The sequence below is a fragment of the Listeria sp. Marseille-Q6474 genome (assembly GCF_946902005.1).
Taxonomy (GTDB): domain Bacteria; phylum Bacillota; class Bacilli; order Lactobacillales; family Listeriaceae; genus Listeria; species Listeria innocua.
In genome coordinates, this window is sequence record NZ_CAMPPS010000004.1 from 1 (window position 1) to 15,114 (window position 15,114).

At 34.4% G+C, this 15,114-nt stretch carries 18 protein-coding genes and 1 pseudogene; 7 read left to right on the plus strand and 12 right to left on the minus strand.

Annotated features, from left to right (window positions below; all coding sequences use genetic code 11):
• Positions 1 to 130: 130 nt before the first annotated feature.
• From OC533_RS14650 to arsC, 4 genes and pseudogenes are all read left to right on the plus strand, one after another.
• A pseudogene (locus tag OC533_RS14650) lies at positions 131 to 220 on the plus strand (helix-turn-helix domain-containing protein); the annotation flags it as partial.
• A gap of 60 nt (positions 221 to 280) precedes the next feature.
• Positions 281 to 595 carry an As(III)-sensing metalloregulatory transcriptional repressor ArsR gene (arsR, locus tag OC533_RS14655; protein WP_000120603.1) on the plus strand — a complete coding sequence of 105 codons (315 nt, stop codon included), beginning with the start codon at positions 281 to 283 and terminating at the stop codon, positions 593 to 595.
• The gene (gene arsB, locus OC533_RS14660; protein WP_000153629.1) at positions 595 to 1,884 is read left to right on the plus strand and encodes an arsenite efflux transporter membrane subunit ArsB; all 1,290 of its coding nucleotides are present in this window, start codon (positions 595 to 597) and stop codon (positions 1,882 to 1,884) included. Before arsR ends, arsB begins: the two co-directional genes overlap by 1 nt.
• A gap of 17 nt (positions 1,885 to 1,901) precedes the next feature.
• A complete protein-coding gene (arsC, locus tag OC533_RS14665; protein ID WP_003756625.1) occupies positions 1,902 to 2,297 on the plus strand; it encodes an arsenate reductase (thioredoxin) in 396 nt (131 codons plus the stop codon).
• Between the two features lie 347 nt (positions 2,298 to 2,644).
• Here the strand turns inward: arsC and OC533_RS14670 are convergent, their stop codons facing one another.
• From OC533_RS14670 to OC533_RS14720, 11 genes are all read right to left on the minus strand, one after another.
• The gene (locus OC533_RS14670; protein ID WP_077951965.1) at positions 2,645 to 3,256 is read right to left on the minus strand and encodes an EcsC family protein; all 612 of its coding nucleotides are present in this window, start codon (positions 3,254 to 3,256) and stop codon (positions 2,645 to 2,647) included.
• A gap of 180 nt (positions 3,257 to 3,436) precedes the next feature.
• Positions 3,437 to 4,051 carry a recombinase family protein gene (locus OC533_RS14675; RefSeq protein ID WP_262265274.1) on the minus strand — a complete coding sequence of 205 codons (615 nt, stop codon included), beginning with the start codon at positions 4,049 to 4,051 and terminating at the stop codon, positions 3,437 to 3,439.
• A gap of 251 nt (positions 4,052 to 4,302) precedes the next feature.
• Positions 4,303 to 4,824: a hypothetical protein gene (locus OC533_RS14680; protein ID WP_058831744.1), complete on the minus strand. Its 522-nt coding sequence runs from the start codon at positions 4,822 to 4,824 to the stop codon at positions 4,303 to 4,305.
• Positions 4,825 to 4,922: 98 nt separating this feature from the next.
• Positions 4,923 to 7,055, minus strand: coding sequence for a glycoside hydrolase domain-containing protein (locus tag OC533_RS14685; RefSeq protein WP_058831743.1), 2,133 nt, complete (start codon positions 7,053 to 7,055; stop codon positions 4,923 to 4,925).
• 121 nt (positions 7,056 to 7,176) lie between these two features.
• Entirely contained in the window at positions 7,177 to 8,058 is an 882-nt protein-coding gene (locus OC533_RS14690) for a hypothetical protein (RefSeq protein WP_058831742.1), read from the minus strand.
• Between the two features lie 108 nt (positions 8,059 to 8,166).
• Positions 8,167 to 8,592, minus strand: coding sequence for a hypothetical protein (locus tag OC533_RS14695; RefSeq protein ID WP_068998099.1), 426 nt, complete (start codon positions 8,590 to 8,592; stop codon positions 8,167 to 8,169).
• Between the two features lie 330 nt (positions 8,593 to 8,922).
• Complete coding sequence (locus OC533_RS14700; protein ID WP_031669354.1) at positions 8,923 to 11,511, minus strand: TrlF family AAA-like ATPase; 2,589 nt, start codon at positions 11,509 to 11,511, stop codon at positions 8,923 to 8,925.
• Between the two features lie 191 nt (positions 11,512 to 11,702).
• On the minus strand, positions 11,703 to 11,951 hold the full coding sequence (locus OC533_RS14705; protein WP_009911232.1) for a hypothetical protein: 249 nt from the start codon (positions 11,949 to 11,951) through the stop codon (positions 11,703 to 11,705).
• A 398-nt stretch (positions 11,952 to 12,349) separates the two neighbouring features.
• Entirely contained in the window at positions 12,350 to 12,727 is a 378-nt protein-coding gene (locus OC533_RS14710; RefSeq protein ID WP_003769263.1) for a DUF3850 domain-containing protein, read from the minus strand.
• A gap of 18 nt (positions 12,728 to 12,745) precedes the next feature.
• On the minus strand, positions 12,746 to 13,408 hold the full coding sequence (locus OC533_RS14715) for a DUF2786 domain-containing protein (RefSeq protein WP_003731676.1): 663 nt from the start codon (positions 13,406 to 13,408) through the stop codon (positions 12,746 to 12,748).
• Positions 13,408 to 13,734: a hypothetical protein gene (locus OC533_RS14720; protein ID WP_068998100.1), complete on the minus strand. Its 327-nt coding sequence runs from the start codon at positions 13,732 to 13,734 to the stop codon at positions 13,408 to 13,410. Before OC533_RS14720 ends, OC533_RS14715 begins: the two co-directional genes overlap by 1 nt.
• A gap of 145 nt (positions 13,735 to 13,879) precedes the next feature.
• On the opposite strand from OC533_RS14720, the gene OC533_RS14725 reads away from it, so the two are divergent.
• The 3 genes from OC533_RS14725 to OC533_RS14735 are packed head-to-tail and all read left to right on the plus strand — an operon-like array spanning position 13,880 to position 14,754.
• Positions 13,880 to 14,116: a hypothetical protein gene (locus OC533_RS14725; protein ID WP_003769265.1), complete on the plus strand. Its 237-nt coding sequence runs from the start codon at positions 13,880 to 13,882 to the stop codon at positions 14,114 to 14,116.
• A gap of 60 nt (positions 14,117 to 14,176) precedes the next feature.
• The gene (locus OC533_RS14730; protein ID WP_003728464.1) at positions 14,177 to 14,419 is read left to right on the plus strand and encodes an AbrB/MazE/SpoVT family DNA-binding domain-containing protein; all 243 of its coding nucleotides are present in this window, start codon (positions 14,177 to 14,179) and stop codon (positions 14,417 to 14,419) included.
• Positions 14,413 to 14,754: a type II toxin-antitoxin system PemK/MazF family toxin gene (locus OC533_RS14735; RefSeq protein ID WP_003728465.1), complete on the plus strand. Its 342-nt coding sequence runs from the start codon at positions 14,413 to 14,415 to the stop codon at positions 14,752 to 14,754. The genes OC533_RS14730 and OC533_RS14735 overlap by 7 nt, the downstream gene beginning before the upstream one ends.
• Before the next feature lie 25 nt (positions 14,755 to 14,779).
• On the opposite strand, the gene OC533_RS14740 is transcribed toward OC533_RS14735, so the two are convergent.
• Complete coding sequence (locus OC533_RS14740) at positions 14,780 to 14,923, minus strand: hypothetical protein (protein ID WP_157105793.1); 144 nt, start codon at positions 14,921 to 14,923, stop codon at positions 14,780 to 14,782.
• Between the last annotated feature and the right edge of the window lie 191 nt (positions 14,924 to 15,114).

Genomic DNA, 15,114 nt, shown 5'->3' on the forward strand with positions numbered 1-15,114 from the left:
CGTAGTAACACTCCTTCTAAGACATCTTTTCTCATGATTCACTCTCCTTGGATAGTTTTATGAAAAAGAATATCAGATTTGTCATGTACCTACATTTTCGATGGCCCTTTTCCTACATTTTAATATGGCCCTTTACAAACAGGGTAAATCTATAAGTACTATAGCTAAAGAAGTTGGTATTACACGTCAAACTATATATAGAATAAAAAATAGTAAATAAAATAACATAGACAATAATCTATATAGATGTTAATCTATTTAATGTCTAGGAGGTTTATTCATGTCTTATAAAGAACTATCAACAATATTAAAAATTTTATCAGATCCAAGTAGGTTAGAAATATTAGATTTACTTTCTTGTGGTGAGCTATGCGCTTGTGACTTATTAGAACACTTTCAATTCTCACAACCTACACTAAGTCATCATATGAAGTCATTAGTAGATAATGAATTAGTTACAACACGAAAAGACGGCAATAAACATTGGTATCAACTTAATCATGCTATTTTAGATGATATTATCCAAAACTTGAACATCATTAATACATCTAATCAAAGATGTGTATGTAAAAATGTGAAATCAGGTGACTGTTGATGACTATTTTAGCAATTGTAATTTTTCTTTTAACTTTAACCTTTGTGATTTGGCAACCAAAAGGTTTAGATATTGGTATTACAGCTTTAATTGGAGCTGTTGTTGCTATCATTACAGGAGTCGTAAGTCTTTCTGATGTATTAGAAGTAACAGGTATTGTTTGGAATGCAACTTTAACTTTTGTGGCTGTTATTCTTATTTCATTAATATTAGATGAAATTGGTTTTTTTGAATGGTCTGCGATACATATGGTCAAGGCTTCAAACGGTAATGGCTTAAAAATGTTTGTTTTTATTATGTTACTTGGGGCAATTGTAGCAGCATTTTTCGCAAATGATGGTGCAGCTTTAATCTTAACGCCTATTGTATTAGCGATGGTAAGGAATCTAGGATTTAATCAAAAAGTGATTTTCCCCTTTATTATTGCCAGTGGTTTTATTGCTGATACTACATCACTTCCCTTAATTGTAAGTAACTTAGTTAATATCGTTTCTGCAGATTACTTCGATATTGGATTTATTGAATATTTTAGCCGAATGATCATTCCTAATATATTCTCTCTGATTGCTAGTATTCTCGTTTTATGGTTATATTTCAGAAAATCCATACCTAAAACGTTCGATACAGAAAATCTATCAGATCCTAAAAGTGCAATTAAAGATTCTAAGTTATTTAAGCTTTCATGGATAGTATTAGCAGTACTACTCGTTGGATATCTTGTTAGCGAGTTTATCCAAATTCCTGTATCAATTATTGCTGGTATTATTGCTTTTATCTTTGTAATATTAGCTCGTAAATCTAAAGCAGTTCATACAAAACAAGTGATTAAAGGTGCACCATGGAATATCGTTGTATTCTCTATTGGTATGTATCTTGTTGTGTTTGGACTAAAAAATGTAGGTATTACAACGATCCTTGGGGATGTTTTAACAAACATTTCAAATTATGGGTTATTTAGCAGCATCATGGGTATGGGCTTTATAGCTGCTTTCTTATCTTCGATTATGAACAACATGCCAACTGTTTTAATAGATGCAATAGCGATTGGCCAATCCAGTGCTACAGGAATATTAAAAGAAGGCATGGTTTATGCGAATGTCATAGGTTCTGATTTAGGACCTAAAATTACACCAATTGGTTCTTTAGCAACATTATTGTGGCTACATGTCTTAACACAAAAAGGTGTGAAGATTTCGTGGGGAACATACTTTAAAACTGGAATTATCATCACTATTCCAGTCCTATTTGTAACACTCTTAGGTTTATACCTTACACTAATCATATTTTAAGAAAAGGGGCTTTAATTATGGATAAGAAAACAATTTATTTTATATGTACAGGAAACTCTTGTCGTAGCCAAATGGCTGAAGGTTGGGGAAAGGAAATATTGGGTGAAGGTTGGAATGTCTATTCTGCTGGTATTGAAACACATGGTGTTAATCCTAAAGCAATAGAAGCTATGAAAGAAGTAGATATTGATATATCAAACCATACGTCAGACTTGATTGATAATGATATTTTAAAACAATCAGATTTGGTCGTAACGTTATGTAGTGATGCAGACGATAATTGTCCTATTTTACCACCAAACGTTAAAAAAGAGCATTGGGGTTTTGATGATCCAGCAGGTAAAGAATGGTCAGAATTCCAACGTGTTAGAGACGAGATTAAATTAGCTATAGAAAAGTTTAAATTGAGATAATCATAAACACCTCTTATTTAGTTAATAAGAGGTGTTTTGCCATTTAAAGAACAAAATTTGTGCCATATAACTCCAAAACTGACAGACATAACTCGTAATAACGAAAAAACCGCTTAAAATCCATTTTTAGAAATGTCTATTTTAAGCGGTTTTTTTCCGTTATCTTCTATTCCAAGCAAGGAACTGATTTATGTCCCAGCCTCTTATCTTCATAAATATTCATCTTACTAGTTTAATTTTCTTCTTTTGGTGTCCACTTTATTGATGTTCTAGTTTGCGTTGAAAATATTGATCAGTTAAAGAAAGATAAACGAAAAGCACCATCTTAATCGACTATGCTTTTTAACTTATACTAAATTAATAATGTTGTTCCCTTCAAAAACTTTTTTTGCTCTTTTAGCAATTATCCATGTTGTAGAAAAATCAATAGTAGCTCCCACTCCAGCCCCTACAACTGGCACTGCTTTTGTCAACTGTATTGTTCCTTTTGTTCCTCCTTTAGTTATAAACCTAAAACCTATTGCTTGATTTATTTTGGTTATGATATTTCCCGGAAGTTTTTTTACAGCATTTAAAGCCATCTTATTGCCTACCTGAACGCCTGCACTTTTAAATGTATCCGCTAAAGTAAGACCCACTAGACAGCTATACACAAAGGTTTGAACCTCGTCATCCTTTAAATCATATCCTCTAATCAAGGCAATAGATGCAATCATTCGCATTTGAACATAAAGAACAGAAGTGATATTAGCCGGTAGAGTTACTAGCATAGTTGATAACCCACCAAAGCTTGTCGCAAAACCATTCAAGCTATTTTTACTTATCTGATTTCTCACTAATTTATCAATAGCTTTGTCCGTTCGACCATATTTTTTTATATACTCATCTGCTAACTCTGAAACTGGTATAGATATTTTAGGGATACCATTCAAACATTTTTCATATAAAGTATCTAACATCTGAAGTACTTTATTACCTTCAACAATATTTCCCTCAAAACCACTCCTAATTAATTACAAATTTCACTTAATTATATCATAGTTTTAATATAATGGATTGAACATAAATATTGAATATAAAACCCATTTCCTCAAATTATTAATTGTTCCCTCATGCCTTGTCTCCCTGTGATCTTGTTTTCACTTAGGAGTCCTTGCTATTTCAAGTTCTTTCAAATATCGGCTCAGCGTTCTCCTTGATATACCCGTACTTTTTTCGATATCAACTAACGTATATTTATACTTATTAAAACCATCTTGTTGGAGATATAAATCGATTGCAAGTTTTAATTTTGGATCATCTTTTGTAAACTTCTTTTTTCTTCCTTTATATTTCCCTTTTTCTTTGGCTAACTGGATTCCTTGTCGCTGCCTTTCTTTAATACGTGCTCTTTCAGACTCTGCTTGATATTTATAAAGTTCCATGATCAAATTATTCAATAATCGACGCAAATTTTCATCCTGGATGCCATTTAATTGTGGAAGATTTAGAACTTCTAGAGTTGTCCCCTTTTGCTGAATTTGATTCATAATATTCGTTAGATCTTTATTATTTCTTCCTAATCGATCTAACTCCGTGCAAACCACAATATCTCCTTCTCTAATGTAGTCCAACATTGCTACAAGTTCCGGTCGATTGATAGTTCCTCCACTTATTTTATCAACAAAAACTTTGTCACAGATTTCTAATTGCTCGAGCTGACGATCAATTTTTTGTTCAAACGTACTTACTCGAATATATCCAATTTTAGACATTCATTTCCACCTCGAAACTAAAGAAATTTATATTTATTATGCACAAGTCTATTGCCCACGTATAAAACTAATTATATCAATGTTTTATACTTTTGCCAATAGGCTATATCCTAGTGCCCATATAAGCTATTAAAATATGTACTTATATTCGTTCAGTAAAAGAGCAATAGAGTTTTACCAACTTTAAGGTAATCCCTACTGCTCCCATCCATAATTCTATATAAACAAAGTATATAATTATTACTAAGACATCAATTATTGTTTTCTTTTTTTTTAACTTTGATCGCATACTCATGAATGTCAAATAAATTATCATTTTCATCATAGACGAGCTTTTTTATCGGTAAAGAACCATTTTTTATCAAACCTATTTCACTTCTATCAAATAACACGAAAATTGGAGACTTCCCAGATTTCAAAGGTCGGTTAGAGGATAAATTTAAGATTTGTTTAGTAGCTGAATTTAACGGAGTTATATGTATATATCCATCTTCTAGCAACACTTCATATTTACTCTCAAATTTTTTATATCTTTGTAGTTTCATTCTATTTATAAATGGTAACATCCAATTAAACAGGTAAAATATACTTGATAAAATAAAAATAATTAATACTACAAATAAAAATTTACTCACTGATAAGTGTCTGAAAAAGATTAGTACGATTAAAATAGTAAAAATACCTTTACTAACTAAATTGATCCAGTACCTTCCTTTAATAAGCAAAAATACATCTTTAGCCGTGATTGTGTAGTAAAATTTTTTCCCATTCATTTATTACTGCTCCTTATCTTATTAGGATATTACATAAATGTTGAAATGCGTTGAGAAAGATATTATACCTTTTTCAACGCATTTTTATCAACACATAATTAAATTCCGATAGCAGTTGCTATTCTAGCTAGAACAGCACCCACTGTTCCTACCTCTGGGGCAAAAATGAAAACTAATCCTACAAAGATAGCTAAACTTGCTAATTCAAGATTTTCATTAGATAACTTTTTATATGCAGCTAAATCTAAATCGGGGAATTGATTTCTAAATGTGTACTCAAAAGTGTAAACCAGTGTCACTGCCTTATCTCCAATAACGGGTACAAGCTCATCTTCAATTTCTGCAGTAATCGCAATAGTTCCTTCTTCAGAAATGCTGGCGGATAAACTGATAGATCCTTCAGTCACCGTACTTGTTAATTTACTCATATTCTCCGTGAATTCTGCCGTTATAGAAGCATCTCCGCCTAGAAGGTCTAAAATTCTTTGATTCAGTTGAGAATCAATCTTACCATTTTCAATTCTACCACTAATCTCAAATGTCCCCCCCGATGTTTTAACATCTATAGCTAAAGAAAACTTGTATGCTAACTCTTCATATAGAACGTATTCCGTACCAAGTTTAAAATCTGTATAACTTTGAATAGCCTGGCCAAAAAGGACGCTACCCCATTCTCGCATTTTGATAAGAGCCAAATTCTCTTCTAGTCGAAATGTGCTACTTGCCGCATCTTTTCCAGAAACCGCAACTTTATCAACTGGGACATTACCGCTTCCTGTGCCAATCCCATCACTTGGCTCTGCAAATTGATCAAAAGACCAATCTTTTGGCTGCGGAAAGCCAAGGTTTCCACTATAACCGGTAGACATATTCGCAACGAAACTTGCCACACTATACCCAGCTTCGTTCACGCGAGTGCATGCATTTCGACTCGCATAAATACCAACCCTGAATGGATATCGATAATTATCTTGTTGCCAAATGAATGTTCCTGCTCGAACTCCTTTAAAATAAGGTAAAATATTAGAAGTGATCTCATCATCTGTTGTGTCTACATCTACTGCATAGTACAGAATACTATTAGGTTCAAAACCTAGCTCAAAAGCTGTTTGACATGCTTTCTTAGCATCTGCTTCTCCTTGAGCTTCTGTATAATAGCCCACTGTCGGTGAGTTATCTTGATAAATTGGAAAAATATGCATGTTTGCTGTAGTTAATTCATCTATTTCATCTACGGTTAAATTTTTGGGAGTGCTCCCACCCACTGTGCCAGTTAAATAACGTCCTACAAATGTATATGAATTATCTATCAAGGTTTGAATTTGAGAGGATGTTAATTGGGCGGAGGTATCCACCCCGTCAGAATCACGATCCGGATCGCCACTACTTTGTAGTAGCCCCTTTGCAATTGTAATTGTTGGATATCCTGAATTGGAAGAACGAATCGCCATAAAATTTTCAAAATCTTTAATTACTTCAATTGTAGAGGCATCTAGTTTACCAGTGAATGGTACTTTTTCTCCTGTATTAATATAAAGTGCATATTGCAATATTTTAATTGCACCAGGATAATTATTAATTCCATCGTTTGCTGCAGCAGCTTTATATTTTGTAGTTGTTAACGGACCAAAAGAACCATTAGCTGTCTCAGTATCAATTCCAAGTTCTGCTTGTAAGCCATAAATAAGCCCAGAATTAGTATTACGCTGATAAATTCCATCGCATGCAATCAAATCAAAATAAGCATTATATTTTTTATTTAAAGCTTGTTGGATTGTACGAATAGTTTCATCTCCAAGTAATGTATAAGCATCCATATTCAAGACGGCTTTCATTAATTGCGAATCCACTCGACCACTAGTATCTGTTAAGCCAGCTGCAGCTTTAAACTTAATCACACAAGCTTCTAGTTCTTCTTCATAATACGTATCAAATCCTCCCGGATTAAATCCAGCACCTTTACACCAAAAGCCACCCATCAGGATTTTAACTTTGTTGTTATCATCTCCTGGTTCAATGCCTCCTTGCTGATCAAAATATTTTGCTGTGGTCGGTCCAAAGCTAGTCGCTAAATCCGTAATACCTAATTCATGTTGCAATCCCGTAATCAACGCATAGATCGTTTCCCATGTATGTTTCCCATCTTCTTTTACATGGTGGTAACCGCTTACTTTCCCGTATGTCTTGTTAAGCCATTGTTGTACAACTAATAATTGTTCATCTACTGCCATTTTTCTTCACCTCTTCATTTTTTTACATCCCGTTGGCCAAACGATATGTTCGTGTCTTACCCCCTCGTTATAGAACATATGTTCCGTTTGTCAAGTAAAATAAAAACCGCCGAAGCAGCTTTTATTTTGTTGGAAGATCCAAGGCATGATACCCTTTTGGTGGTGTAATCGTTTGGCTCTTCAACATCTTTTTAGTTTTTGTTTGATCAAATTGAATCGCTTCTGTATGCGTATAATCTACTACTTCTTGTTGATTATCATAGCCTTCATATTTCAGCATGGCTCCTGTTTTTTCATCTATCCATAATGTAAAGGTTGTTGCTCCTAGCTTATCTTGGTAATCCTTGGAAAGACTTCCTGATACACGGATAACATCACGGTCTAATAATTTTTCCCGACCATCGATACGCCATTGACTATAGTCTTTTAAGAACCCTAGTGCAGTTTCTTGCGCAAAAAGCACTTCCGATGCAGCTGCTAGATTAGCCGGCGCTGGCCGATAATCGACTTGCAGTTGTCCTTGATAAGTACTGTATCTAGAGGAAACAGTGGGACAATCTTCTTTAAAATCGCGTTGTGCTTCTGCGTAATCTTCGTCTGTTAATTTCTCCTCATTACGATCCAAGCGATAGGCTTTCTCTGTCGGATAGGTTTCTAAATAAGCACTAGGATCTTCTTCTGTTGTCAGCTCATCATTTACTTTCCCATTTTTTTTCGTTGTCATTTGGACATTAGAACGATGGTTCTTTAGATCCACTTCCCCTTCAACATGTGTTCGCTCTTGGTCTTTTTTGGAATACATATCAAAAGATACGGAAGCAGTCTGGAAATAATCGATTGAATTTATCATTTTGTTCTGTAGCTCATCTTTACTTGGTAGTTGCAGGTCTTCTTCCTTTGTTTGTTCTGCCTTTACACTCGTTTTTTCAGGTAATGACTTGATAGAGATCAACATCACGATAGCAAGAACTACTAAGCCAATGACCATCCATTTTTTCTTCATCTCTCTTCCTCCTTTAGTTATCTAAGCGGATACCATCAGCTACTGTATGGCCATTTCCTGTAGCCATCACAGCAATATCCATTCCCAAACTATTCTTCGCCAATGTAGCTACAGCAGCTGATGTTGCTCCTTTACGTACTTTATTCCATCCTCCAAGGGCTTTTTTTGATTTACATAAGCAAAATGTTTTCCCCCAACCCAATAATCGGCCCGCGTGTTACTAGCTAAATTCGCATTTAAATATACATAGATTACTTTAGGGCTATTGTTAGTCGGTAACACCCAACCATACTCCGCTGAGGTACTATTGCTAGTTCGATAGCGATAGTCCCCGCGAAAACCACTACTCGCTTTTTTGTAGGTCCATGTTCCTGAATTCCAAGTATCACCTGAAGGGTCATCATTATCTCTGACCGGTGCCGCAGCAAATACTTGACTAGATAGCCCGCTGCATAAAAATAGAAACGTTAGTACTCCCATCATCCACTTTTTCACGTTTCTTCCTCTCTTTCTTCCTTTTATTTTATCATTCATTTCTAAACCAACCCACTAAAAGTAAATTAGTTCACATTAATTTTACTGCTACTACATTTTATTGTCAATGACACTGAGAACGTGATTCTATTAGCCACTTAAGATTCTGGTTTACTACCTATAATCGTTTCTTTCTTGTTATATTCTAGACTTCTATTTTTAGACTATAATAGATACCAAAACAAGGATTTTTGTGCATAACAGAGCCAGTTATATTCATCGGCACTAAAAAAGTCTAGAAATCATAATTTCTAGACTTTTTTCAATTCTTAATAGCAATGCAATAAATTTATTTCTCCCTTCAAATTAGAATTGCTCAATTAATGAGCTTCAATTTCTCCATAAGTTATAAATTTCAGTTCTTCTATTAAAAGCTTCATGCCCACCTTCCATAATATCTACAATCTTATTTTGAATGAGTTTACTGTCGATACTACCAGTGTCAGTAGTAATTCCTTCATCATCATAAGATACTGAAATTATTTGTTCTGAGTCACCTAAAACAGGGATGTTAGCATTATGTGTAGCAAATATAAATTGAACATCTGGTTTTCTTGACTTTATTTCTTTGATGATTTCGTTATAAATTACTTGATTATCCAAATCATCTTCCGGCTGATCAATCATAATTAAATTATTATTCTTTTGCGAAAGGATAAATAACACCAGCGCTGAAGCTCTTTGACCAATGGAGTGGTTGGTAATAGGTTTTCCATGATAATTGATTGTAATATTGTTAGGTGTTTTGTGTTTAAGATAAGAACTGTACTCTTCCCTCACTCGTTGTTTAACTTTAGTAAGATGTGTGTCTGGCAATATCTGAGAAATTTTTTCAGAGTCTTTAAGCAGAATGTCTATAACTAAAGAGGTAAAGTCAGGAAATTTTCCAGTTATTTGTTCATAGCTACTAGTAGAAACACTAGTACCTTTAAATGAATCTTTAAGTTGGGTTAAAAATTCTTTCTTATCGCCTTTAAAAGTAATATGTAACTTTAATGAAGTTTGACTTTGATTTATTCTGTTTATTTCATTTTTATAAATTTCCAACTCTTTAAGAAGCGTGTCGTTTCTCTCCTGTACTAACTCATTTAGTTCAACGACTAATTTATTTTTTTCATTTTCTTGCTGATCGATTTTTTCTATAGCCTCTTCTATTTTAGTTTCACGCAATTTCAATGCAGAAAAATCATCCGGATTCAGATTTGGAATATCTATTTCTCTTTTTATTTCAGCAAACTCCTCTTCTAGAGAAGTGATTGTATTATTCATTTCATTTGAAAATTCAACTAATTTACTTTTTGAATCTTTGACCTCTTGGATGATTTCTTCAATTTTATTTTTAGTACTAGTAACCTTTTTTATTTCAATTCTCAGCTTCTCAAATAGCTCTGGAACTTCTTGTGAATTACTTTTTTCTAGTTTAATTAACATACTTAATTCTTCTGAACTTATAATGTTTTGAAGAGCTTGTATATATTTTCCAACTAAGGTATTTACATTGTCAATGGTAGCTTTATCTTGTTGAAAATTCACTTGTTTTGACAACTTATCAGACAAACCCTTTTCTTCAAAAATCTTAATCTTATGTTTTATATCTGACAGATCCTTCTCAAGTTCACCACCGTTATTTATTTTATTTTCTAAATTAATAAATCCCTTCATTTTAGATGATATTCTTTCCTCAATATTACTAATTTGCGTTTCAAAATTTCCTGATACTTCTCCAACAATTTTATCTAATAATGTTAATTCAAACCCATTATCCATGGCTGATAGATCTTTTTGTCCAAAATAGAGAGGGGCACTCAAAATAGAACCTATTTTAGCCCCAACTCCTTTATCATCCATATCAGTAACATGTGGGTCTTCCCCCAAAATCCTCTTAATTCTGTAAAGATTGCCGTAATTATCTTGAAGTTCTAAAATTACCTGTCCACCAGATCCAAGTAAGTTCTTCACAACTTCACGCTTGTAATCATTATCAGAATTAGAAGGTGGTATATCTAAGGCGTATCGAATCGCTTCTATAATACTAGACTTCCCGCTACCCCGAATCCCTATTAGGCAATTTAATTCAGGGGAAAGATATATTTTTTTACCATCTAACTTTCCTCCTAAGAATTCAACAGATCGAATAAATCCATGACTGCTAGTAGACTTCTCTAACGAAATTCGATTTTTAAAATCTTTAAAAGCAAGTGCGACAGAATCAAAATTACTATCACCGATTTTTACATAACACTTTTTATCTCCCTTACCAATTTCGTCAATTGATTTGCAATCCGATCCTTCAATGTACGGAAGCTTATAACCCATCCATTGTTCAAGCTGCTTAATTTTATCTCGTGTTCTTCCCTTTTGAAATCCTAAAACGCTATTTTTAAAATACGTTTTTTGAGCAAGTGATTCTATCAACCCACCATCACACTCTTTTAAAAATCCACTTCTTTGTTCTATATGTGCCATCAAAATGAAGTAACCTTTATCATAAGAATTCAACTCTTCAATTACATGAGCCAAATCAAGATTACACCTAGTGTTTTCATTTTCTCTGTTAGAAATACCTTTAAATACTTCATCAAGAAATTGATTTATGTTTTCATTTTCACCATTTATCCATTCAGTCTCTTTAAACACAATTAAGCAATGAATACCATTAGCTCCTTCTTTAACTGATAGTTCAACGCCGGGAAAAAGAGCAATATCTTCTTTATTAGCCTTTTTTTTAAGAGCTTTGTATTCGCCCAAGTCAAATTTATTATGATTAGTTATAACTCCAAGTCCAATTTTTTCCTCTTTTAATTTTTGTACATATTCGGATACAAAACTATTATCTTCCCCAGAATATTTAAACTCTTTATCCGCTTTTGTGTGAAGATGAAAATCGGCTCTTATCCATTCTGTTCCACGCTCAAACATTTTTCTTCCTCCCATTATTTTGTATATTCTATTATGATTAGATTATACCACCGAAAGAACATTGATATAATAAATAAATCATATTTAACATTTATTAAGACAAATTTTCTATTCGATATAAATCACTATTAGTATTTATACAACAGATTTAAGAAAAAGATGTATTTTAAAAAAACTTTACACTTTTTCAATTACCAGCTTTCCATGATAGAAGGATGATCAGATAAATACTGTCTGATCTCTTTTGCAATACATTTCGGGTATTGTAATAGACTGACCCGGTAGCCAATTAAAATTACAGGTGATCCATCAATAAACGCTAGCTTGGATCCACCTTCCATATGTATGTTTTTCTTTACATCGATCTTTAAAATCTCTGCCATTTCTGCCGGAGAAATATCCCCAAATCTTTTTCTTATTCTCTCTCTGATTTCATCCACTTCCCTCACTCCTGTCTCTTTTTTTCGCATACTGAAGTATGGTATAATAAACGTTGCAAGCAAGTTTATGGTGGTGGCTAGCCTCTTCTCAAAGAAAGAGGTGATGCCTATGTTTTTTTTGTTAGGCTCTCCTGGAAAGGATATGCAATGACCGTTTATGAAGCATTGTCTTTCGCAATCGCTTTTGCAACCCTTGTGTTGCTCATAAGTAGTCAAAATGACAAAAAAAAATAACCACACATAAACTTTGACCGGTTTCGTGGTTATCTTTTTAACTATAACGGCTAGTCACCATCTTAAATGGGCTTGTATGAGGGCTATGTTGACGCATAGCCCTCTTTTCATTGTTAGTATACCACAATAGCCATTTTAAAAACAAGAAATTCTTCTTTTACTAGTCAGGCATTCCCTTTGTTGCGCATATTTTCAATCGCTAGTTCCAGGTTTCCATTAGCATCGATCAGCGCCAACTTACATGTCAGTAGACCGACATCTGTTTGCTGATGTAACTCTTTTATGCTTTCCATCGATGGTTGATAACGCTGCAAGTCAAAACTAAAAACGAGATAACCTGGTTTTTGTTGAAAATCGGTTAGATAGGTAATTCGTGCCGTTACTTCCCTTCCTGTATAATCGCCTTTTTCCCATTCTTTTAATCGAACCATATCTCCCACACAAAAAACACGATCGTTCTTTCGAATCTCAAAAGTCTTTCTTTTAGCCACGACTTCTGCAAAATAAATCGGTAAAATTTTTAAATCATGTATACGTGCCATCTTCAGTCCCCATTTTCTTTAATTAATTTGATCACGTTGCTTAAATTTCTTTCCCTCACGATAACCAGTATGATAAGCCTCAAAGTCTTTCACTTCATGAGAAACATCTTTCCCTGTAACAAATTCTATTTTAGCAATTTCATCTTTAACCACATCCGGAAGCTGTAAAGCTAATTCATAGCCATTCGTCACAACTTGCTGATCAAACAAAGACTCGAGCGCGCTTAAATATCCTTCGATATAGTCTTGTTTCATTTGCCATTTTCTTTTTCTTTTTCGTTTGATCTCCGGCCTCTGCATATACTTTCTTGCCGAGTAGCCGATACTGCCAGTTGCATACTGAAAAGTTATCTCTGCCAATTGGACATCTGACTGTAGCCCCATAAATATAAGCTGCGTAGATTCATTCGTTATATAAAAATCTTCCACGCGAAAGTTTTTCGCAATAATCCAAGCTAACCGATACATCCACCTGCGTGGTCTACCATCGTAGACTGCAGTCTGGATAACTTCTTCTGATAAGTTTTGCTTACGGTGGTCAAATATGTCTGCTTCCGAAATAGCATGCTCCGTCATCAATGCTTGCGCCCTTGCAAGCGCGGATCTCGATTCTTCATCGGAAGCATCCGCTGCTAATGCAAGTAGTTTTTTTACCTTTCTAAGCAAATCGTCATTAGCCATCAAAATTCCTCCTCTATCTTAATCAACAATCCTTGCTCTTTGATTATCTCCCCCAGAGTTTTTTTGGTAGATTTTACAGATGGTACCGTCGCTCGGCTCGATAACTCGTATTGGAGAACATCAAGGGCATCATCTAAGGACCTAATAACAGTTTCTAAATGAGAAATAGCTTCTTCCATTTCTCCATATCTTGCGGATCCCTGAAGGTTCTCAGGTATATTGTCTATCGCTTCTTGCTCTTCTTCCATGATCGATTCAACTTCTTCAGTTTGTTTAATTATAAATTCTATAGATTGATCAATTCTCTTTCGTCTTGCAGCGTTCATATGATCTCCTCCTTAACTTATATATTAATTATAACATATACACATGTATATGTTATAACAGCGATATTACAAACTCATTACATTTACATATGATAATGTATATGTTTTAGACTTTTATGCTATAGTCAATGTGAGGTGTTTTATTATGAATAAAAAAGAGTTTATTGATTTTGCTAGAGAAAATTTACTTTCTTCTCATCAAGCAAGACATATCACAGGCCAATCAAGAGCAGCGTTTAATCAATCCGTTACAAATGGTTATTTGAAACCAGCTTTAGAGTTAAAAGAATCTGATACACGGGTACTGCGTCTTTATTTTCAAGATGAAGTCATTGCCTATAAAGAAAAGATGTCCGACTGGCAAGCAGCACGCAAAAAATAAAAAGTATATACATTGTATATACTTCGTGTTATAATAAAGGTATTAAAGGAGGTAAGGCTTATGACCACCGTTAGCGTTAAAAAGTGGGGAAATAGCAAAGCTGTTCGTCTCCCCAATAATCTATTAAATGCCTTAGACATCAAAGAGAACGATGATTTGAAAGTGGAAGTGATCAATAATCAGATGATCCTTACCAAAACAGCTATCGATCTCCGAATCGAGGATCTGTTTGCCAATTACCAGGGCGAACCCTTCCAAACTGAGCTGCAAACATTCGAACCAATCGGAGATGAAAAATGGTAAAGCAAGGCGATATTATCAAGATCAATCTAAATCCAAAACAGGGACACGAGCAGCAAGGCTATCGGCCCTATATTTGCCTCAGTCATCATCTGGTAAGTGATTATGCAAATATCGCGATCTTTGCCCCAATCAGTAATACACCGCGCACCTATCCGTTATATGTGCCTTTGACAGGGACAACCACAACCGGAAAAGTATTGCTGGATCAACTAGTTACGATCGATTACAACGCTCGTAAGCATCAATACGTGGAAACTGTTTCGGATCCATTGCTCACAAAGCTATTAGATACAGTAAAAGTTATTTTTCAAAAGAACGAGAGATCAACCAACTAAACAAGCTGGTTGATCTCTTTTAGTTTTATTCTCCTGCTTTGGCTAATACCGATAGTGACTCCTCTTCAGCAAACTTTCTCCAAACCGTATACAAGCCAGTACTTTTGATTCTTTCAGCTGACAACGCCAAACTAAGATCATGTTTGGCACTGCCTGCTTCAACAATCAACCTCCCCTACACTCCAACCGCCACCGCCGTTGCGAAAAGTATCACACTTCCTATTATCCATGATAAGTTGCCTCACTGATTAATCCCATATCATGCTTGTTTTCTGTCAGTTCATACATTTGATGAAATTCATCCTTTGTATACCGATAAAACCGATTAGTCATATCTCGTACTAAAAATTCACCCGGTCC